The sequence below is a fragment of the Cellulomonas sp. ES6 genome (assembly GCF_030053835.1).
GTDB lineage: Bacteria > Actinomycetota > Actinomycetes > Actinomycetales > Cellulomonadaceae > Cellulomonas.
Genome location: NZ_CP125655.1, coordinates 766,169 through 786,819 on the forward strand (window position 1 = coordinate 766,169; position 20,651 = coordinate 786,819).

The 20,651-nt window shown below is 74.5% G+C and carries 19 protein-coding genes; 10 read left to right on the plus strand and 9 right to left on the minus strand.

Annotated elements, in window-relative coordinates:
* Window positions 1-22: 22 nt before the first annotated feature.
* The 3 genes from P9841_RS03640 to P9841_RS03650 all read right to left on the minus strand — a co-directional run bounded on the left by P9841_RS03640 (window position 23) and on the right by P9841_RS03650 (window position 2,576).
* Window positions 23-781 carry an SDR family oxidoreductase gene (locus P9841_RS03640; protein WP_283320742.1) on the minus strand — a complete coding sequence of 253 codons (759 nt, stop codon included), beginning with the start codon at window positions 779-781 and terminating at the stop codon, window positions 23-25.
* A 94-nt stretch (window positions 782-875) separates the two neighbouring features.
* Window positions 876-1,811, minus strand: a complete 936-nt coding sequence (sigJ, locus tag P9841_RS03645) for an RNA polymerase sigma factor SigJ (protein WP_283320743.1) — start codon at window positions 1,809-1,811, stop codon at window positions 876-878.
* Window positions 1,812-1,841: 30 nt separating this feature from the next.
* Window positions 1,842-2,576, minus strand: a complete 735-nt coding sequence (locus tag P9841_RS03650; protein ID WP_283320744.1) for an SDR family oxidoreductase — start codon at window positions 2,574-2,576, stop codon at window positions 1,842-1,844.
* A 252-nt stretch (window positions 2,577-2,828) separates the two neighbouring features.
* Here P9841_RS03650 and P9841_RS03655 point away from each other — a divergent pair, with 252 nt between their 5' ends.
* From P9841_RS03655 to P9841_RS03665, 3 genes are read left to right on the plus strand one after another with little or no spacing between them, the layout of a single operon-like run.
* Window positions 2,829-3,200, plus strand: coding sequence for a YbjQ family protein (locus P9841_RS03655; RefSeq protein ID WP_283320745.1), 372 nt, complete (start codon window positions 2,829-2,831; stop codon window positions 3,198-3,200).
* 51 nt (window positions 3,201-3,251) lie between these two features.
* Window positions 3,252-4,082 (plus strand): SAM-dependent methyltransferase, encoded by an 831-nt coding sequence (locus tag P9841_RS03660; protein WP_283320746.1) that lies wholly within the window; start codon window positions 3,252-3,254, stop codon window positions 4,080-4,082.
* Window positions 4,079-4,279 carry a type II toxin-antitoxin system PemK/MazF family toxin gene (locus tag P9841_RS03665; protein WP_283320747.1) on the plus strand — a complete coding sequence of 67 codons (201 nt, stop codon included), beginning with the start codon at window positions 4,079-4,081 and terminating at the stop codon, window positions 4,277-4,279. The genes P9841_RS03660 and P9841_RS03665 overlap by 4 nt, the downstream gene beginning before the upstream one ends.
* An 11-nt stretch (window positions 4,280-4,290) precedes the next feature.
* Here P9841_RS03665 and P9841_RS03670 read toward each other — a convergent pair whose 3' ends face one another.
* The 3 genes from P9841_RS03670 to P9841_RS03680 form a co-directional block, all read right to left on the minus strand.
* Complete coding sequence (locus P9841_RS03670; protein ID WP_283320748.1) at window positions 4,291-5,097, minus strand: coenzyme F420-0:L-glutamate ligase; 807 nt, start codon at window positions 5,095-5,097, stop codon at window positions 4,291-4,293.
* Between the two features lie 2 nt (window positions 5,098-5,099).
* A complete protein-coding gene (locus P9841_RS03675; protein ID WP_459349090.1) occupies window positions 5,100-6,071 on the minus strand; it encodes a TIGR03557 family F420-dependent LLM class oxidoreductase in 972 nt (323 codons plus the stop codon).
* Between the two features lie 155 nt (window positions 6,072-6,226).
* Window positions 6,227-7,075, minus strand: coding sequence for a LysR family transcriptional regulator (locus tag P9841_RS03680; RefSeq protein ID WP_283320750.1), 849 nt, complete (start codon window positions 7,073-7,075; stop codon window positions 6,227-6,229).
* 190 nt (window positions 7,076-7,265) lie between these two features.
* Here P9841_RS03680 and P9841_RS03685 point away from each other — a divergent pair, with 190 nt between their 5' ends.
* From P9841_RS03685 to P9841_RS03715, 7 genes are all read left to right on the plus strand, one after another.
* Window positions 7,266-8,702 (plus strand): MFS transporter, encoded by a 1,437-nt coding sequence (locus P9841_RS03685; RefSeq protein WP_283320751.1) that lies wholly within the window; start codon window positions 7,266-7,268, stop codon window positions 8,700-8,702.
* Between the two features lie 183 nt (window positions 8,703-8,885).
* Window positions 8,886-11,591 carry a valine--tRNA ligase gene (gene valS, locus P9841_RS03690; protein ID WP_283320752.1) on the plus strand — a complete coding sequence of 902 codons (2,706 nt, stop codon included), beginning with the start codon at window positions 8,886-8,888 and terminating at the stop codon, window positions 11,589-11,591.
* A gap of 155 nt (window positions 11,592-11,746) precedes the next feature.
* Complete coding sequence (locus P9841_RS03695; RefSeq protein ID WP_283320753.1) at window positions 11,747-12,562, plus strand: transporter substrate-binding domain-containing protein; 816 nt, start codon at window positions 11,747-11,749, stop codon at window positions 12,560-12,562.
* A 1-nt stretch (window position 12,563) separates the two neighbouring features.
* Window positions 12,564-13,406 (plus strand): amino acid ABC transporter permease, encoded by an 843-nt coding sequence (locus tag P9841_RS03700; RefSeq protein ID WP_283320754.1) that lies wholly within the window; start codon window positions 12,564-12,566, stop codon window positions 13,404-13,406.
* Window positions 13,403-14,176 (plus strand): amino acid ABC transporter ATP-binding protein, encoded by a 774-nt coding sequence (locus P9841_RS03705; protein ID WP_283320755.1) that lies wholly within the window; start codon window positions 13,403-13,405, stop codon window positions 14,174-14,176. Before P9841_RS03700 ends, P9841_RS03705 begins: the two co-directional genes overlap by 4 nt.
* A gap of 119 nt (window positions 14,177-14,295) precedes the next feature.
* Window positions 14,296-16,107 (plus strand): AMP-dependent synthetase/ligase, encoded by a 1,812-nt coding sequence (locus P9841_RS03710; protein WP_283320756.1) that lies wholly within the window; start codon window positions 14,296-14,298, stop codon window positions 16,105-16,107.
* Window positions 16,108-16,237: 130 nt separating this feature from the next.
* The gene (locus P9841_RS03715; RefSeq protein WP_283320757.1) at window positions 16,238-17,491 is read left to right on the plus strand and encodes a TM2 domain-containing protein; all 1,254 of its coding nucleotides are present in this window, start codon (window positions 16,238-16,240) and stop codon (window positions 17,489-17,491) included.
* Between the two features lie 52 nt (window positions 17,492-17,543).
* Here P9841_RS03715 and P9841_RS03720 read toward each other — a convergent pair whose 3' ends face one another.
* From P9841_RS03720 to clpX, 3 genes are all read right to left on the minus strand, one after another.
* Window positions 17,544-18,746: a baeRF2 domain-containing protein gene (locus P9841_RS03720; RefSeq protein WP_283320758.1), complete on the minus strand. Its 1,203-nt coding sequence runs from the start codon at window positions 18,744-18,746 to the stop codon at window positions 17,544-17,546.
* A 168-nt stretch (window positions 18,747-18,914) separates the two neighbouring features.
* A complete protein-coding gene (locus P9841_RS03725; protein WP_283320759.1) occupies window positions 18,915-19,250 on the minus strand; it encodes a chorismate mutase in 336 nt (111 codons plus the stop codon).
* A 31-nt stretch (window positions 19,251-19,281) separates the two neighbouring features.
* Window positions 19,282-20,568: an ATP-dependent Clp protease ATP-binding subunit ClpX gene (clpX, locus tag P9841_RS03730; protein WP_283320760.1), complete on the minus strand. Its 1,287-nt coding sequence runs from the start codon at window positions 20,566-20,568 to the stop codon at window positions 19,282-19,284.
* Window positions 20,569-20,651: the final 83 nt, after the last annotated feature.

Below are 20,651 nucleotides of genomic sequence, written 5' to 3' on the forward strand. Positions count from 1 at the left end.
GGGTGCGGGCGCGGGCGCGGGCTCAGCCGGTCCGCGCCTCCGAGCCCAGCCAGTCGTCGAACGACAGCCGGCCCCGCACCGCGTCCGGTCCGCCGCGCAGCGCGCCCGACGCCAGCCCCGCGCCGTACCCGCCGGGCAGCCGCACCTCGAGCACCCGGCGCCGGACCCCGTCGTGCGCGGACAGCCGGCGGATCATCGCCGCCAGCGTGTCGTCCGAGGGCCCCACCAGGTCCGGCGCCCGTCCGGCCGGCGCGCCCTCGGCCACGCGCACCAGGTGCTCGGCGACCTCGGCCGCGGCGACCGGCCGGGTCAGCGTGCGCGGTGCGAGCGTGACGGCCCCGATCGACGCCTGGCCGACGACCTGCCCGGCGAACTCGTGGAACTGGGCGGCCCGCAGGATCGTGTGCGGCACGGCGCCGCCAGCGACCAGCCGCTCCTGGGCGAGCTTGCCCGCGTAGTACGCCGCGTCGATCCGGTCGATGCCGACGATCGACAGCGCGACGTGGTGCGGCACCCCGACGCGCCGCTCGGCGGCCAGCAGGCGGCGGCTGGTCGCCGTGAAGAACGCGACCGACCCCCGGGCCGACAGCGTCGTGGTGCTGAGCACGTCGACCACGACGTCCGCCCCGGCGAGCGCCGCGTCCGCCGCCCGGTCCGGCCCCGCCACCAGGTCGACGCCCGCGGCCCGGCTCACCACGACGACGTCGTGCCCCCGCTCGCCGGCGACCCGCACCACGTGCCGTCCGACCGTCCCGGTCCCGCCGCACACGGCGATCCTCATCTGCCCCTCCTCGTGCTCGTGCGCGCGACGGGTGCCGCACCCCGCCGTGTCGACGACGCGGCCACCGCGGATGTGAGGCCGGGGCGCGGTCCGCTCACGCGGGCGCCCACCGGGTGAGCTTGCGCGGGTCGACGACGAGCCACAGCCGGGTGACCCGCCCCGCGTCCACGGCGAAGGTCACGATGCCGAACAGCTGCTCGCCCAGCCGCATCGCGTAGCCGAGGCCGTCGGCGGTCCGCCGCTCCTCGAACCGCAGCGCCGGCTGCTTCGCGAGCACGCCCAGCAGGAACCGCGCCACGTTGTCCTGCCCGCGCACGGCGTTCGGCGCGGCCTGCACCACCCCGCCCCCGTCGGCCCGCAGCTCCACGTCCGGCGCGAGCACCCGCAGCAGCCGGCCCAGGTCGCCGCCGACGCTCGCGTCGAGGAACGCCCGGACGACCCGGTCGTGCTCGCCGACGCCGACCCGCGCCCGGCGGCCCTCGCGCACGTGCCGGCGGGCGGACGTCGCGAGCTGGCGCGTCGCGGCCGGTGACCGCCCGACGACCTCGGCGATCTCGTCGAACGGGAGGCCGAAGACGTCGTGCAGCACGAACGCCACGCGTTCCGCCGGCGTCATCGCCTCCAGCAGGGTGAGCAGGGCCGTGCTGACCGACTCGTCGAGCGTGACCCGGTCCAGCGGGTCGGCCGCGGGACCGCCCCCGAGCGTGGTGACGGGGGCGGTCCCGGCGAACAGGTCGGCCGGCACCGGCTCGGGCAGCCACTGCCCGACGTGGGTCTCGCGGCGCACCCGGGCGGACCCGAGGTGGTCGAGGGCGACGCGGCTCGCGACCCGGGTCAGCCACGCCGCGGGCACCCGGACCGCCGCGCGCTCCCCCGGGTCGAGCCGGTACCACCGCAGGTACGTCTCCTGCACGACGTCCTCGGCGTCGCTCAGGGTCCCGGTCATGCGGTACGCGAGCGACAGCAGGCGCCGGCGCTCGGCGGAGACGTCGTCGAGCGCCTCGCTCGCGGTCGGGTCCTGCTCGGTCACCTGGGCTCCTCGGGTCGGCGGCGACTGGCGTCAGTGTGCCGCGGGGACGTCCGCGTCCGCGTACCGCACGGCGCCGACGCGGTGCTCACCGTGCGGCACCAGCGCGTCGGGTGCGCCGTCGGCGTCGACGGTGACGACCTCGCGGGGGTCCCCGGCGGCCGCGAGCGCCCCGCGGATCAGCTCGTCGAGGTGGTACCGCACCGGACCGGCGATCTCGACCTCGCCGAGGTCGTCCGACGTCGCCGCCTCGGCCAGCAGCGCCACCACCTCGTCCAGGTCGACGGGCTGGACGAGCGAGTGCGGCGCGCGCACCACGCCGTCGACGGTGTGCTGGTCGGCGAGCACCGGGACGTAGCTCTGGAACTGCGTGGCCCGCACGATCGTCCAGGGCAGGGCGCCGGCCCGCAGCGTCTGCTCCTGCGCGACCTTGCCGACGTAGTAGCCGTTCGAGGACGCCGTCCCCGACCCGACGCCGACGATCGACAGCAGCACGTGCCGCCGCACGCCCGCCCGGGCACCGGCCTCGTCCAGCCGCCGGGTCGACGTCGTGAAGAACGCCCGGGCGCCCTCCGCGTCGAACCGGCCGGTGTTCAGGACGTTCACGATGACGTCGACCCCCGCCAGCGCCTCGTCGAGCCCCGCTCCGGTGAGGACGTCGACACCGTCCGCGGGCTCTCCCACGACGACCTCGTCGCCACGTGCCACCAGGAGCTCGCCGAGCCTCGACCCGACCCTGCCACGACCACCGGCGATGAAGACCTTCACGTTGCTGCTCCTCCCGTGGGCGCACGGTTGCTGCCCTCGGACGTCCTGACGACGCAGCCCCGCTCCGTGTGAGGTCGCCGCGCCGCGGGGTGATCGGATCCGTACGTGCGCACGCGCCGCGCCCCGGGGCGATCGGATCCGTTCGCGCGAACACGCCGAGCGTGTCGGTGCGACCGGATCCGAACGTGCGGAGGGACTGCTCCCCGTGCGGCGGTCCGAGCGGCGCGCGGCGCGGGCTGGCACCATCGGCGCATGATCGTGGTGACGAGCAACGAGATCCCCGGCTACCGCATCCAGGCCGTGCTGGGCGAGGTCATGGGCCTGACGGTCCGGTCGACGAACATCGGCCAGAGCTTCACGGCCGGGTTCCGGTCGATCGGCGGCGGGGAGATCCCCGAGTTCACGAAGATCATGTACGACAGCCGCCACGAGGTGATGCGCCGCATGACGGAGGAGGCGGCGCAGCGCGGCGCGAACGCGATCGTCGCGATGCGGTTCGACACCGACGCCATCGGGCAGTTCTCCGAGGTCTGCGCCTACGGCACCGCGGTGATCGCCGAGCCGATCCCGGCCGGCGAGCCGGGCGCGACCGGCCAGTCCGCGCAGATCGCCGCGCAGGGCTGACCGGCCCGAATCCCGTGGCGCGGTCGGCGCCGGGTCCGCCACGCTGGCCCGGTGCCGACCGACCTCGCCGCCGCGACCGCCCGCCCGGAGCCGTTCGCCCCGGGTGACGGCCCGTTCTGGGACGACCCGTACATCGCGACGCAGCTGCTCGCCGCCCACCTGGACCCGACGCACGACGCCGCGAGCCGCCGCCCCGCGGAGCTCGACCGCACCGTCGCGCACCTCGCCGCGCTCGGGATCGCCGTCCCGGGGGCGCGGGTGCTGGACCTGGGGTGCGGGCCGGGGCTGGTCGCGCAGCGCCTGGCCGCGCTCGGGTGCCGGGTGACGGGCGTCGACCTGAGCCCGGGATCGCTGGCCCACGCGCGCCGCGAGGCCGGGGCGGCGGGCCTGGACATCGAGTACCGGCAGCAGGACTTCCGGACCCTCGACGAGCCGGGCCGGTTCGACCTCGTGCTCCAGGCGTACGGCGAGCTCTCGACCTTCCCCGACGACGTCCGGGACGACGTGCTGCGCCGCGCCCGCGCCGCGCTGGCCCCCGGCGGTGCCCTGGTGCTCGACGTCTCCACCCCCGCGCAGGCCGGCACCGGCCCGCAGGACGAGTGGGCGGTCGCCGACGGCGGCCTGTGGCGTCCCGGGCGCCACCTGGTGCTCGCGCGCACGCACCGGTACCCGGGCGACGTGCGGTGCCGGCAGTACACCGTCGTGACCGGGGCGGACGACGTCACGACGTACCGCATGTGGTTCCGCGACTACGTCCCGCGGACGCTCACCCCCGTGCTCGCCGACGCCGGGCTGCGGGTCGACGCGCACTGGGCGTCCCTGTCCGGCGACCCCTGGCACGCGGACGCGGAGTGGCTGGCGGTGCTCGCGCGGCGGGCGTGACGACGGCGCGGGTCCTCGACGTCCAGGTCCTGGTCCGGCCCGATCGGCGCACCGGCCCGACCGTCGAGTCCACGGCACAGGCCGAGCAGCTCGGGGCGGTCGACGTCTCACGCCTCGGCGAACGCCTCGGGTCGCTCGACGCCGAGACCGCGGCCGCCCTCGACGACGCGCTGCTGATCCACCTCGCGCTCGCCTGACGCCGCGCGCGTCAGCGCTCCGTCGCGTCCTTCCAGCCGCGGGCGTAGGCCTCGGCGGTGCCCTCGGCGAACATGTCGTCCGGCCCGACCCGCACGAGCGCCCGCGCACCCGGCCCGTCCTCGGCCGTGACCGCGTGGGCCATCCCCCGCACGACCGCGACCGGCCGGCCGGTGGCCTTGCCCTTGACGAGCTCGGCGGCCGCGGCGATCTCGTCCGCGAGCGCCGCGACGCTGACCTGCAGGGTGCGGCCGTGCGTGTCGGTGGTGCCGCGCAGGTCCTCCAGCACGCGCACGCCGGCGGCGCCGATCGCGATGTCGGTCTGCCCCTGCCGCCACGGCCGCCCGGCGGTGTCGGTCACGAGCACGCCCAGCCGCACGCCGAACCGCTCCGTCAGCGCGGACCGCAGCGCGCGGGCGGTGGCGTCGGGGTCCTCCGGGAGCAGCAGCACCGTGCCCTCGTCGGTGTTGGACGCGTCGACGCCGGCCGCCGCCATGACCAGGCCGAGCCGGTTCTCCACGATGCGCGTGACGCCGCCGGGGTGCTCGCGGGTCGCGACGACGCGCACCGTCTCGGCGGTGATCGCCGCCTCGCGGTCGGCGGCCCGCACGACGCGCCCCTCGGCCTTCGACACGATCTTGCTGGTCACGACCACCACGTCGCCGTCCGCGGGCGCCGTCGCGGGCCGGGCGGCCGCGTCCCCCGCGAGCGCGTCGCCCAGCAGCGTCGCCAGGTCGTCGCCGGGACGCACCTCACCGATCCCGGGCACGGCCCAGGCGGTCAGGACGTCCGCGGCGGACGACCGGGCGTCGTCGGGCACGGTCAGCGCACCAGCTTCGGGAGCACGTCGCGCCCGAACACGTCGATCCACTCGCGCTGGTTGCGGCCCACGTTGTGCAGGTAGACGCGGTCGAAGCCGAGGTCGACGTACTTCTGGATCTCCGCGCGGTGCACGTCGGGGTCGGCCGAGATGACCATGCGGCCCTCGAAGTCCTCGGGGCGCACCAGCTTGGCCATCTGCGCGAAGTCGAACGGCGAGCGGATGTCGCCCTTCGGGAACTTCATGCCGCCGTTCGGCCACTCGACCATGGCGTTCTCCATGGCCTGCTCGTCGGTCTCCGCCCACGACAGGTGGAGCTGGAGCACCTTCGGCAGGTCCTCGGGGTTCCGGCCGGACTCGCGCACGCCCTCGTCGAACTTGCCGAACAGCCCGCTGATCTTCTCCAGCGGCGCGCCGACCGTGATCAGCCCGTCCGCGTGGCGGCCCGCCCGCTTGGCGGTGACGGGCCCGGCGGTCGCGACGAGGATCTCCGGCGGGACCTCCGGCATCGTCCACAGGCGCGTCGACTCGAGCTTGTAGAACTGCCCGGCGTGCTTGACGTCCTTGCCGGCCAGCGACGCCGAGAACAGCTTCTTGATGATGTCGATGGCCTCGAACATCCGGTTGATGCGCTCGGGCGCCTCCGGCCAGTACTGCGCCGTGATGTGCTCGTTCAGCGCCTCGCCGGACCCCAGACCCAGCCAGTGCCGCCCCGGGTACATCGCCGCGAGCGTCGCCGACGCCTGGGCCACCATCGCGGGGTGCCACCGGAACGTCGGGGCGGTGACGCCCGGACCCATGTCGCCCGTCGTGCGCTCACCGAGCGCGGCCAGCACGTTCCAGACGAACGCGGACTGCCCCTGCTGCGGGACCCACGGCTGGAAGTGGTCGGCCGCCATCGTCCCGAGGAACCCCTGGGACTCGGCGTACGCGGACAGCTCCACGGCCTCCGTCGGATGGAACTGCTCCAGCATCGCCGCGTACCCCACCTGCAGGCCGTCGGCCACCACACCCTGTGCCACGAACGCTCTCCCTCGTGCCGGTCCGCCCGCGCTGCCGCGGGTCCTCGTCGAGCCTAACCAGCGTCGATGACGGCAGTATTTCCGGCGACCCGGCGCGGCCGGCACCGTCAGCGCGGTGCGTGCCCGAGGATCGCCGACGTGAGGGCCTCGATCGGCTCCCGCGGCGACCGGGGGTTCGCGACGAGCGTGATGTCGACGTCGCCGAGATCCGGCAGGCCGAGCGCCGCCGCCGGGAGCTGCACCAGGTCCTCCGGCAGCAGGCTCTGCGGCAGCACCGCGATGCCGAGACCCGCGCGCAGCGCCGCCAGCACGCCGTTGACCTCGACGACCTTGCACGTGGTCCGCCAGGGCCGCCCCGCCTCGGTGAGCGCCCGGACGGCGGCCTGCCGGGTGAGCGAGGCGCCCTGGTAGGTGATGAGCGGCACGGGGGCGTCCGCCTCGACCGCCGTGCCGGGGACCGCCACCCACACGAGGCGGTCCCGGCGCACGAGCTGCCCCTCGGAGTGCCCGCTCGCCTCCTTGATGTAGACGAGGTCGAGCTGGCCCGCGTGCAGCCGGCGGTGCAGGGTGCCGCTCTGCGCCACGGTGAGCTCGAGGTTGATGCGCGGGTGCAGGCGCCGGAAGTCGCGCAGCACGCGCGGGAGCTGGGCGAGCGCGAGGTCGTCGGCCGCGCCGAACCGCAGCCGGCCGTGCATCGCCGACCCCGTGAAGTACCGCGTGGCCTCGTCGTGCGCCGCGAGGATCGTCCGGGCGAACGTCGCCATCGCCTGGCCGTCGTCGGTCAGCTGCACGCCGCGGGTGTCGCGGTCGAGCAGCCGGCGGCCCGCGGCGTCCTCGAGCTTGCGGACGTGCTGGCTGACCGTGGGCTGCGACAGGGACAGCCGGGCCGCGGCGCGCGTGAAGTTCAACGTCTCGGAAACGGCGAGGAAAGTGCGGAGCTGGTCGGGGTCAAACACGGCTGCCCTCCGGGTCCGGGACGGCGCCGCTGACCTGCGGCGCCACCACCACATCATCACAGAACGTGATCACAGTCATTCCCGTCATCACCTCTGAAAATCGCTCGCCGCGACGTAGTCTGGAGGCACCCCGACGCGTCCGCAACGCTTCCGCACCCACACCTCCGCACCACCTGAGCTAGGAACACCTGTGCCTTCGGCCCGCCGCCCGTCCTCGTCCCCGACCCGCACCCGCCGCCCCTCCCGCAGCGCCCGCACCCGCGCGCCGCAGGCCGACCGCTCCGCCGCCGGCCGCCTGCGCCGGACGCTGCACCGGCCCCGCATCGCGCTGCACCGCCGGCCCGCGCCGGCCGCCGCCGCCGGCCCGCGTCCCCGCAACGCCACGCTCGCCGCGCTCGGCGTCCGGAACTTCCGGCTCTACGTCTCCTCGCAGGTGCTCACCAACACCTGCGGCTGGGCGGCGCGCGTGGCGCAGGACTGGCTCGTGCTGACGCTCACCGGCTCGGCCGCCCTGGTGGGGCTGACGGTGACGCTGCAGTTCGTCCCGATGCTGCTGCTCGGCCTCGTCGGCGGGGTCGTCGCCGACCGCTACCCCCGGCGCCGCGTGCTCATGGTCACCCAGTCGGTGTTCGGCCTGTCCACGCTGGCCGTCGGCGTCCTCGCGCTGTCCGGTCACGTCCAGGCGTGGCACGTCCTGGTCGCGGCGTTCGTCAGCGGGCTCGCCACGGTGTTCGACAACCCCGCGCGCCAGGCGTTCGTGCACGAGGTCGCCGGCCCGCAGCACCTGCGGCAGGCGATCAGCGTCAACTCCGCGGTGTTCCAGCTCGGCGGGCTGGTCGGCCCGGCGGTCGCCGGCGGGCTCATCAGCGCGGTCGGCGAGGGCTGGACGTTCCTGCTCAACGCCGTCGCGTGCCTCGTGGCCGTCGCCCTGCTCGCCGTGATGCGGACCTCGGAGCTCACCGCCGCCCCGGTCGTCGCGCGCGCCAAGGGCCAGCTCCGCGAGGGCCTGGCGTACGTCCGCCGGACGCCGCGCATCCTGTGGTCGGTCGTGCTCGTCGGCTTCGTCGCCGTCACCGGCGTCAACATGGCGACCGTGCTCGCCGCGTACACCGACCAGGTGTTCCACACCGACGCCGGCGGCTACGCGCTGCTGACGTCGATGCTCGCGGTCGGTGCGCTGACCGGCGCCCTGCTGTCCACCCGACGCCGGGGCAGCCGCATCACCCACCTGGTCGTGCTCGCGGGGGTCGTCGGCGTGCTGCAGCTGCTCGCGGCCGCCGCGCCGAGCCGGCCGGTGTTCGTCGCCGTGCTCATCGCCATGGGCGTCGCCACCCTGCTGTACCTGACGGGCTCGAACACCCTGGTGCAGACGACGGTCGCCCCCCACGTCCGCGGTCGCGTCATGGCGCTGTACGTGCTGGTGCTGCTCGGCGCGCAGGCCGTGTCCGGGACGCTCATCGGCTGGGTGTGCGAGCACCTCGGCGCGCGGGCCGGCATGGTCGCGTGCGGCGTCGGGCCGCTGCTCGGCGCGGTCGTCGTCGGCCTGGCCCTGGCCCGGCGCAGCGAGGGCGGCACCCGCGCGACGCTCCACCGCTTCACCCACCGCCCGACCCCCACCGCCGCCTGACCCCCGCCCCGCGACACGGCCCGCTCCTCGCGCCTCGCGCCGCCCGAGGTCGTCACCTCGGGCCGAGGTCGTCACCCCGAGCTGACGACCTCGGCCCGACCTGACGACCTCGCCGCGCCCCGCCCCACGACCCGCGGCGCCCGCGGTCGGGTGGGGCGTCCGGATCTGGGAAGATGGGTGACCATGACCGATCTGTCCCCCGCCTCGCCCGCCGCCGACCCCACGACGACCGCCGCCGCGGCCGTACGCGCGGTCCGCGAGGTACCGGACCGGGTGTCGCTCGACGGCGTCGAGGCCCGCTGGGACGGCGCCTGGACGGAGCAGGGCACGTACGCGTTCGACCGGTCGGCGACGCGCGAGCAGGTGTACTCGATCGACACCCCGCCGCCGACGGTCTCCGGCTCCCTGCACGTCGGCCACGTCTTCTCGTACACGCACACCGACGTCGTCGCGCGGTTCCGCCGGATGCGGGGCGCCGAGGTGTTCTACCCGATGGGCTGGGACGACAACGGCCTGCCCACCGAGCGCCGCGTGCAGAACTACTTCGGCGTGCGCTGCGACCCGTCGCTGCCGTACGACCCGGACTTCGAGCCGCCGCACGTCGGCGGTGAGGGCAAGAGCGTCAAGGCCGCCGACCAGGTGCCGGTGAGCCGCCGCAACTTCGTCGAGCTGTGCGAGCGCCTGACCGTCGAGGACGAGCAGCAGTTCGAGGCGCTGTGGCGCCGGCTGGGCCTGTCCGTCGACTGGGGCATGACGTACCAGACCATCAGCGCCGAGGCCCGCGCGGTCGCGCAGCAGGCGTTCCTGCGGAACCTGTCGCGCGGCGAGGCGTACCAGGCGGAGGCCCCCGGCCTGTGGGACGTGACGTTCCAGACCGCGGTCGCGCAGGCCGAGCTGGAGGCCCGCCCGTACCCGGGCGCGTTCCACCGGGTGGCGTTCCACCGCGCCGGCGCCGAGCCGGTGCACATCGAGACCACCCGCCCCGAGCTCCTCCCGGCGTGCGTGGCGCTGATCGCCCACCCGGACGACGAGCGCTACCAGCACCTGTTCGGCACGACGGTGACCAGCCCGCTGTTCGGCGTCGAGGTGCCCGTGCTGGCGCACCCGGCCGCCGAGCCCGACAAGGGCGCCGGCATCGCGATGTGCTGCACGTTCGGCGACCTGACCGACGTGCAGTGGTGGCGCGAGCTCCAGCTGCCGACGCGCTCCGTCATCGGCCGCGACGGCCGGCTGCTGCGCGAGGTCCCGGAGTGGGTGACGTCCGACGAGGGCCGCGCCCGTTACGAGGAGATCGCCGGCAGGACGACGTTCTCGGCGCGCGAGGCCGTCGTGGCCGGGCTGCGCGAGACGGGCGACCTGGACGGCGAGCCGCAGAAGACCGACCGCATGGCGAACTTCTTCGAGAAGGGCGACAAGCCCCTCGAGATCGTCACGTCGCGCCAGTGGTACATCCGCAACGGCGGCCGCGACGAGTCGCTGCGCGCCGAGCTGCTGCAGCGCGGTCAGGAGCTCGGGTTCCACCCGGACTTCATGCGCGTGCGGTACGAGAACTGGGTCGGCGGCCTCAACGGCGACTGGCTGATCTCGCGCCAGCGGTTCTTCGGCGTGCCGTTCCCCGTCTGGTACGCGCTGGACGCGGACGGCGAGCCGGACCACGACCACCCGCTGCTGCCGTCCGAGGACCAGCTCCCCGTCGACCCGTCCTCGGACGTCCCCGCCGGCTACACGGCGGAGCAGCGGGGCGTGCCGGGCGGCTTCGTCGGCGACCCGGACATCATGGACACGTGGGCGACGTCGTCGCTGACCCCGCAGATCGCGGGCGGCTGGCGCTCCGACCCCGACCTGTTCGCGCGCGTGTTCCCGATGGACCTGCGCCCGCAGGGCCAGGACATCATCCGGACCTGGCTGTTCTCGACCGTGGTCCGCTCGCACCTGGAGCACGGCTCGCTGCCGTGGGCGGACGCGGCGATCAGCGGCTGGATCCTCGACCCCGACCGCAAGAAGATGTCGAAGTCCAAGGGCAACGTCGTCACCCCGATGGGCCTGCTCGAGGAGCACGGCTCCGACGCGGTCCGCTACTGGGCGGCGAGCGCGCGCCTGGGCACGGACGCGGCGTTCGAGGTCGGCCAGATGAAGATCGGCCGCCGCCTGGCCATCAAGGTGCTGAACGCGTCGAAGTTCGCGCTGTCGTTCGGCCCCGCCGAGCAGGGCGCGTCCGCGCTGGACGCCTCGCTCGTGACGGACCCGCTGGACCGCGCGATGCTCGCGGGGCTGGCGGACGTGGTGGACCGCGCGACGGCCGCGCTGGAGGCGTACGACCACACGCGCGCGCTGGAGCTGACGGAGACGTTCTTCTGGACGTTCTGCGACGACTACCTGGAGCTGGTCAAGGACCGCGCGTACGGCGCGGGTGCCGGGGCGGCGGACGTGACGCCGGAGACGGCGTCGGCGCGGGCCGCGCTGAGCCTGGCGCTCGACGTGATGCTGCGGCTGTTCGCCCCGGTGCTGCCGTTCGCCACCGAGGAGGTCTGGTCGTGGTGGCGCGAGGGCTCGGTGCACCGCGCGCCGTGGCCGGTCGCGGAGCCGCTGCGCGCCGCGGCGGGCGACGGCGACCCGGCGGTCGTCGGCGCGGCGGGTGCCGCCCTGGCGGCGCTGCGCAAGGTGAAGTCCGAGGCGAAGGTCTCGATGCGCACGGAGATCCTGCGGGCGCGCCTCGAGGTCCCGGCCTCGCTGCTGCCGGGCGTCCAGGTGGCGCTCGCGGACGTCCGCGCGGCCGGCCGCGTGACCGGCCCGCTCGACGTGGCCGAGGTCCCGGACTCCCCCGACGCGGCGGTCGTCGCCCGGGACGCCGAGCTCCTGCCGCCGGAGCCGAAGCAGCCCACGGCCTGAGCGCCTCGGGCGCCGCCGGGGCGGCCTGCGCGCTCGCCCCGGCGGCGCCCGGGCCCCCCCGGGTGGGACTCTGGTCCCGGGACGACGCGTTGTGCATACGTATCGTCTGCGACGTATAGTCTTGCGGCCGGTTTTCCACACGAGGAGTAGTTCCGATGCGCACCCGTCATCTCGCCGCCCTGCCCGCCGCCGTCGCCGCGGCCCTCCTGCTCGCCGCGTGCGGCGGCGGGGACCCCGAGGGCTCCGGCGACGCCACCGAGGGCGGTGTCGACCTGGTGCAGGCCGGGACGCTGACCGTCTGCACCAACCCGCCGTTCGAGCCGTTCGAGTTCGAGGAGGACGGCACGGTCGTCGGCCTCGACATGGACATCGTCGGCGAGGTCGCCAAGGACCTGGGCGTCACGCTGACCCCGCGCGTGTCCCCGTTCGAGGGCATCCAGTCCGGCGCCGACCTCAACAGCGGCAACTGCGACGTCGTCGCCTCCGGCATCACGATCACCGACGAGCGCAAGGCGAAGTTCGACTTCTCGGAGCCGTACTTCGACGCCGACCAGGGCCTGCTGGTCCCGGAGGGCTCGGACCTCAGCACCGTCGAGGACCTCGAGGGCAAGCAGATCGCCGTCCAGCAGGCCACGACCGGCGAGGCCTGGGTGACCGACAACGAGCTCACCCCGATCCAGTTCCAGGACCTCGGGCTGCAGATCCAGGCGCTCAAGACCGGCCAGGTCGACGCCGCCGTCAACGACATCGCCGTGCTCGGCCCGTTCGTGTCCGAGGGCCTCGAGGTCGCGGCGACGTTCCCGACCGGCGAGCAGTACGGCATCGGCGTGAAGAAGGGCAACACCGCCCTGCTCGACGCCGTGAACGCCACGCTCGACCGCATCCGCGAGGACGGCACGTACGACGCGATCTACACCGACCGGATCGGCGTCGCGCCGTCGGGCGACGCGTCGGCCTCCGCGGACAGCTGAGGTGACCACCACGCCCGCACCGGTGCCGGGGCAGATCTCCTCGCCCCGGCGCCGGTGGAGCCCGCGCCGCCGCGCCCGCGTGGTGCGCGGCGTCCAGTACGCCGTGGCCGTGGCCGTCCTGGCCGCCGTGGCGCTGGCGATCGACTGGTCGGCCGTCGGGGACAACTTCTTCAACTGGGAGACGGTGCGGCAGATCGCCCCGACGATCCCGCAGGCGTTCCTCAACACGGTGCAGTACACCCTGGCGGGGTTCGCGGTGGGCCTGTCGCTCGGGACCGCCCTCGCGCTCATGCGCCTGTCCTCCGTGCGGGTCTACCGCTGGGTCGCGACCGCCTACATCGAGTTCTTCCGCGGCATCCCGGCGCTGCTCGTCGTCATCTCGTTCGGGTACGCGGTCCCGCTGGCGTTCGGCATCCAGCTCGGGTCGGTGACCCTCAAGGCCGCGCTGGCGCTCGGCATGGTCTCGGCGGCGTACATCGCCGAGACGCTGCGCGCCGGCCTGCAGGCGGTGCCGCGCGGGCAGGTCGAGGCGGCGAGGTCGCTCGGCATGTCGCACGGGCGGACGCTGCGCAGCGTCGTCGTGCCGCAGGCGTTCCGCATCGTGCTGCCGCCGATGACGAACGAGTTCATCCTGCTGACCAAGGACACCTCGCTGGTGTTCCTGCTCGGCCTGGCGACGGACCAGTTCGACCTCACGCGCATCGGGCAGAACGCCCTCAACACCGCCCAGGGCGGGCTGACGCCGCTGTTCCTCATCGGCGCCTGCTACCTGCTCATCACCCTGCCGCTCGGGCAGCTCGCCCGGTACCTGGAGAAGCGCACCGGCGCGAGGAGCCGCTCATGACCACCGACTCCCCCGTCGTCCGGATCGCCGGGCTGCACAAGTCCTTCGGCGACCGCGAGGTGCTCACCGGCATCGACCTGGACGTGCACGCCGGCGAGGTGGTGTGCGTCATCGGCCCGTCGGGGTCCGGCAAGTCGACGCTGCTGCGCTGCGTGAACCTGCTGGAGCAGCCGACGGCCGGCCGCATCGACGTGCTCGGGGTGGACGTCACCGACCCGGACGTCGACATCGACCGGGTGCGCACCCACGTCGGCATGGTGTTCCAGCAGTTCAACCTGTTCAGCCACAAGACCGTGCTGGAGAACTGCACGATGGCGCAGCGGCAGGTGCTCCGGCGCTCCGCGGCCGAGGCCGAGCGCATCGCCAGGGCGAACCTCGAGCGGGTCGGGCTCGGCGACCGCGCCGACGCCCACCCCGCGCAGCTCTCGGGCGGGCAGCAGCAGCGCGTGGCGATCGCCCGGGCGCTGTCCATGGACCCGCAGCTCATGCTGTTCGACGAGCCCACGTCCGCGCTGGACCCGGAGCTCGTCGGCGACGTGCTCGCGGTCATGCGCGACCTCGCCGACGGCGGCATGACGATGATGGTCGTCACGCACGAGATGGCGTTCGCCCGCGAGGTCGGCGACCGGGTCGTGTTCATGGACGGCGGGGTCGTCGTCGAGCAGGGCCCGGCGGACCAGGTCATCGGCGCCCCCACGGAGCCGCGGACGCAGGCGTTCCTGCAGCGGGTGCTCGACCCGACGCACGCCGGCGGCTCCGGCCCGGCCTGACGACCCGCGGGCCGGTGGGTGCCGGGGCCGGCGGTGGCGCCGCTAGCATGGCGGACCGGCCGGACGTCGCGGTGGACCGTGGCGACCTCGTGGCCCCCACCCCTCGACCAGGAGCACCGATGCGCGAGTTCAGCGCCGACACCCCCGTCCCGCACGACCCCGCCCTGAACGTCCCGGGGCTGCTGCTGCGGCGCCTCGAGCGCGGGGCGTCGAGCGTCGTCATCGAGCGGTCGACCGGGCTGGGCGGCTCCTGGGCGCCGGTGACCGTCGCGGAGTTCGTCTCGGAGGTCACGGCGCTCGCCAAGGGCCTGGTGGCGCGCGGGCTCGAGCCCGGGGACCGCGTGGCGATCATGTCGCGCACCCGCTACGAGTGGACCCTCACGGACTTCGCCGTGTGGTTCGCGGGCGGCGTGGGCGTGCCGGTGTACGAGACGTCGTCCGCGGAGCAGGTCGAGTGGATCCTGTCGAACTCCGGGGCGTCGCTCGCCGTCGTCGAGACCGCCGCGCACGCCGCCGTGGTCGCGCAGGTGCGGGACGCCGTGCCGGGCCTGCGGGACGTGTCCGTCATCGACGAGGGTGGCCTCGCCCAGCTCGTCGCGGGCGGGTCCGACGTGGCCGACGCGGAGATCGAGCGGCGACGCTCCCTGGCCGCCGCGGACGACCTCGCGACGATCATCTACACCTCCGGCACCACCGGCCGCCCGAAGGGCGTCGAGCTGTCGCACGGCAACTTCGTCGACAACGCCCGCAACGGCGTGGCCGCGCTCGCCGAGGTCTGCGCCACCCCGGGCTCGCGCACCCTGCTGTTCATGCCGCTGGCGCACGTGTTCGCGCGGTTCATCCAGATGGTCGCGATCGAGGCGGGCTCCCCGCTCGGCCACACGCCGGACACCCGGAACCTGCTCGCCGACTTCGCGTCGTTCCGGCCGACGTACATCCTCGCGGTGCCGCGGGTGTTCGAGAAGGTCTACAACTCCGCGGAGCAGAAGGCCGGCCACGGGTTCCGCCTCAAGATGTTCCGCTGGGCGGCGAAGGTCTCCATCACCTACTCGCGCGCGCTCGACACGCCGGCCGGCCCGTCCGCGCAGCTCCGCGCGGCCCACACGGTGGCGACGGCGCTCGTGCTGCGCAAGCTCAAGGACGCCATGGGCGGCGCGCTGCGGTACGCCATCTCGGGCGGCGCGCCGCTCGGCGAGCGCCTCGGCCACTACTTCCGCGGGCTCGGCCTCGTGGTGCTCGAGGGCTACGGGCTCACCGAGACGACGGCGCCCTCCAGCGTGAACCGGCCCGGGCTCATCAAGATCGGCACCGTCGGCCCCGCGTACCCCGGCACGTCGCTGCGCGTCGACGACGAGGGCAACGTGTACGCCAAGGGCCCGCACGTGTTCCGCGGCTACCACGACAACGCCGAGGCCACCGCGGAGGTGCTGCGGGACGGCTGGTTCGCCACCGGTGACATCGGCACGCTCGACGACGACGGCTACCTGCGGCTCACCGGGCGGGCCAAGGAGCTCATCGTCACCGCGGGCGGCAAGAACGTGGCGCCCGCCGTGCTGGAGGACCGGTTCCGCGGCCACCCCCTCGTCAGCCAGGTCGTCGTGGTCGGGGACGGCCGCCCCTTCATCGGCGCCCTCGTCACCCTGGACGCCGACATGCTGCCCGGCTGGCTGTCCATGCACGGCCTGCCCCCGATGGACGTGCGCGCCGCCGCCCGGCACCCGCAGGTGCTCGCCGCGCTGGACCGCGCCGCCGCCCGGGCCAACGAGGCCGTGTCCCGCGCGGAGTCCATCCGGAAGGTGCGCGTGCTCGACGGCGACTTCACCGAGGCCAACGGCTACCTCACGCCGTCGCTCAAGGTGAAGCGCGCCCTCGTGCTGAAGGACTTCGCCGCGGACGTCGAGGAGCTGTACGTCGACACCCGCGAGAAGTGACGCGCGCGGGACGCCGTTCACCCGTTCGCGCGGTGCTTCACCCCCCGATCGGCCGACGGGGGTCACAGCCAGCCCCTAGCCTCGGCCCGCGGGCGACTCCCGCGACCCGACGACATCCCGGAGCACCGCCATGTCCCTGACGCCTCCCGAGCCGGCACCGTCCCAGCCGCCCGCCCCGCCGTCGCCGACGGGCGCGTGGACGCCCGGGCCGGCACCGGAGGCTCCGGGCGCGGCGTGGACGCCCGCGACCGGGGCGGGCGCACCGGCCGGGCCGGGTGGCGCGGGCCCGCAGGGGTACCCGTACCCGTCCGGCCCGGCGTACCCGCCCGCCCCCGGGTACCCCGGGGGCGCCCCGTGGCCCGGCGCTGCCGAGCCGGAGTCGGACAAGTCGTTCGTCGCCACCTGGCTGCTCGCGCTGCTGCTCGGTTCCCTCGGCGTGGACCGGTTCTACCTCGGCAAGGTCGGCACCGGCATCGCGAAGCTCCTCACGGTGGGCGGCCTCGGCGTCTGGTCGCTGGTCGACCTCGTCCTGGTGCTGACCGGGGTGCAGCGCGACCGGCAGGGCCGGCGGCTCGCGGGCTACCAGCGCCACCGCGTGACGGCGTGGGTCGTCACGGGCATCTGGGTGGTGCTGTCCGGCGTCGGCGGGATCGTGGCCGGCACGCTCGCGGCGTCCGCCGCCCAGGAGGCCGTCGAGCAGGCCGCCGCGCAGGCCGCCGACGACCTGGCGCAGGACCTGGCCGCCGAGCAGCAGGCGGCCGAGGAGGCGGCGCAGGACGCCCTGGACGACGCCGAGCAGCCGGCCTCCGCGGACGGCGCCCCGGTCGTCGACGTGATGGGCTGGGCCCTGGAGGGCTACGGCACCTACGTCCCCGTGCAGCAGTCGGGCACCGGCGACGCCTCGATCACGCTGCCGGACGGCGTGTTCTACGGCGCGGTGCAGGTGACCTACGACGGCCCGGGCGACTTCCGGCTGTCCGTGGTCGACGTGGACGGCAGCGAGGCCGAGCTGCTCGTCGAGATCACCGGCCCGTACGCCGGCACGCTGCCGCTGGGGCTCACGGCGGCCACCGAGCCCGAGGCGCTCCAGGTCACCGCGGGCGGCCCGTGGTCGCTCACCATCTCCCCGGTCGGGCAGGCGGCCGCCCTGCCGGCGTCCGGCCACGGCGACGGCGTGTTCCTGTACGACGGCCCGGGTGGCGACGTGGCGCTCAGCCACGCCGGCACCTCCGGGTTCCTGGTGTTCGAGCAGGCCGGTGAGCAGTACGCCACCGCCCTGCTCGCCGACCAGGTCGGTGCCTGGTCCGGCACCGCGCCGCTGTCCGCCGGCCCGTCGGTCGTGGTGGTGCTCGCCGACGGCGACTGGAGCGCCACGCTCCCCTGAGCAGCCGCGAGGGCGGCGTCCGACCCCTGCCGGACACCGCCCTCGCGTGCGGTCACACCACGCGGTGCAGCCGGCGCTGGTCCTCCGAGGACGTGGGCACGGCCTCGCTCGGCGTGGAGTCGTCGTTCCACCGCAGCACCGCGCCGACGCCGTCGACCAGCTCCACCTGGCCGTCGAGCGCGATCGTCAGGCCCGCGTCCTGCCCGAGCGCGGCACGCAGCAGCGCGACGTCCGCGGGCATGCGCCGGACGCCCGACGTCACGCCGATGCCCTCCAGGTCGGCCTCGCGCGACGCGATCTGCAGCGGCTCCGGGCCCACCCACAGGTGCCGGTCCGCCAGGGACGAGCCCGGCAGCGTGACGTCCTCGTGCAGCACGAGCTCCCGCACCTGACCACGCTGCAGCACGGTCACGACGTCGTCCACGGAGGTGACGGCCGCTCCCCCGCGCCCGAGCTCCTCGCGGTACCGCGCCAGCGTCTCCTCCCGCCGCCGCTGCCGGAACGCCTCGAGGGTCTGCGCGACGCGCTGGTGGAACACCTCCTGCTTGACCCCGTCGGCGCGCGAGCCGCCCGGCACCTCCACGACGAGGTCCCGCGTGCGCGGCGCGACGGCGTGGCACAGCAGCGACACCGCCCGCACGTCGCCGGTCACCAGCACGATCTCCGGCTTCTTCTCGACCACCTGGCGGTCCAGGTCGGCCGCGACGGTCTCGGCGTTGCGCTCCCAGGAGTCCTCGGCGCGCATCTGCACGCGCCGGCTCTTCCAGCCGTCGCCCGTCTCCTTGACCTTGCGCAGCTCGTCGTGGTCGCCCTCGACCGTCTCCTTCTGCGCCGTCTTCAGGCCCGACCCGTCGGACCACGTGAGGTCCGCGCCCTGCCGGTCCACCTCGACGAGCAGGAACCGGGTCGCCTGGTCGGCGGCGCGCACGGCCGGAAGCAGCACCGGCACGTCGTCGAGCACCGCCGTCGACTGCGCCGGCGACTCCTTGAGCACGCGGTCCACGACGACGCCCTCGGCGTCCGCGATCACCACGCGCCCGTGCGGTCCGGCGACCCCGGTCGGACGGGTCACCCGACCCTCGATGTCGTCGAGGACGGCAGCTGCCGCACCCGAGCGCTCGAGCTCCTTGCGCAACGCCCGCCAGCGGCCCGCGACCTCCTCGTCACCGGACGCGTCCGCGCGGGTGGCGTCCAGGTGGACCGTCACGAACGGGGCGGGACGGCCGAGCAGGGGCTTGAGCCAGTGCAGTTCCACGAGCGACCTCCGAGGGTTCGGGTGGGTCGGTCCACCGGCGGGGCGCCTGCCGGGCCGCACCGGCCGACCGGTCCTGACCCCTCCCACCCTCTGACAGCCGGGCCGCTCGCGCCACCCCTCGGCGCACCCGCGTCCGCGCTGGTGCGTCCCGCGGGCCCGCAGGTCCGCTCAGACCGCGTCGGGCCCGGTCTGCCGTCCGTCGGGGCCGGCGGCGATCGCCTCGTGGTGGCGGATGACCTCCTCGACGATGAACGCGAGGAACTTCTCCGCGAACACCGGGTCGAGGTCGGCCTGGCGGGCGAGGTCCCGCAGCCGGGCGACCTGCTGCGCCTCGCGCCCCGGGTCGGACGCGGGCAGCCCGAGGCGGGCCTTGAGCACGCCGACCTGCTGCGTGGCCTTGAACCGCTCGGCGAGCAGGTGGATCAGCGCGGCGTCGATGTTGTCGATGCTGCCGCGCAGCCGCGCGAGCTCGGGGGGCGGGGTGCTGGAGGCCGGTGTCGTCACGCCCCCGATCGTAGGGGGCGCGCCGCCGGCCTCAGGCGCTCTTCTCGCGGGGCGTGCGCTTGGCCGGCGCCTGACGCGGCACCAGGGTGGGGTTGACGTTCTCCAGCACGACCTCGCGGTTCACCACGACGCGCTCGACGTCGTCGCGGCTCGGCACCTCGAACATCACCTGCTGGAGGACCTCCTCCATGATGGCGCGCAGGCCGCGGGCACCGGTGCCGCGCAGCAGCGCCTGGTCCGCGATGGCCCCGACGGCGTCGTCGGTGAACTCGAGCTGCACGCCGTCGATGTCGAACATCCGCTGGTACTGCTTCACCAGGGCGTTGCGCGGCTCGGTGAGGATCCGCACGAGCGCGTCCCGGTCGAGCGGCGAGACCGTCGTGATGACCGGGACGCGGCCGATGAACTCGGGGATCAGCCCGAACTTCAGCAGGTCCTCCGGCATGACGTCGCCGTACACGTCGCGGTCGTCCGCGGTGTGCAGCGGGGCGCCGAAGCCGATCCCGCGCCGCCCGGCGCGCGACGTGATGATCTCGTCCAGCCCCGCGAAGGCGCCCGCGACGATGAACAGCACGTTCGTCGTGTCGATCTGGATGAACTCCTGGTGCGGGTGCTTGCGGCCGCCCTGCGGCGGGACGGACGCCGTCGTGCCCTCGAGGATCTTCAGCAGCGCCTGCTGCACGCCCTCGCCGGACACGTCCCGCGTGATCGACGGGTTCTCGCTCTTGCGGGCGATCTTGTCGATCTCGTCGATGTAGATGATCCCGGTCTCGGCCTTCTTCACGTCGAAGTCGGCGGCCTGGATGAGCTTGAGCAGGATGTTCTCGACGTCCTCGCCGACGTAGCCCGCCTCGGTGAGGGCCGTGGCGTCCGCGATCGCGAACGGGACGTTGAGCATCCGGGCGAGCGTCTGCGCGAGGTACGTCTTGCCGCAGCCCGTCGGGCCGATCAGCAGGATGTTCGACTTCGCGATCTCGACGGAGTCCTCGGCCTGGCCGGTCCCCACCGTCGGGGTCGCCTCGCCGGCCTGGATCCGCTTGTAGTGGTTGTAGACGGCGACGGCCAGCGACCGCTTCGCGGCGTCCTGCCCCACGATGTACTGCTCGAGGAACGCGAAGATCTCCTTCGGCTTGGGGAGCTCCACCATGCCGATCTCGGTGGCCTCCGCCCGCTCCTCCTCCATGATCTCGTTGCAGAGCTCGATGCACTCGTCGCAGATGTAGACGCCCGGACCCGCGATGAGCTTCTTCACCTGCTTCTGCGACTTCCCGCAGAACGAGCACTTGAGAAGGTCCGCGCCGTCCCCGATGCGAGCCACGTGCGTCCCCTTCCCTCGGTTGCGACCGCTGCGGTCGCGTCGTCCTGCGTCTCGTCGTGCGTGGTGCGTCGTGCGCGCGGTGC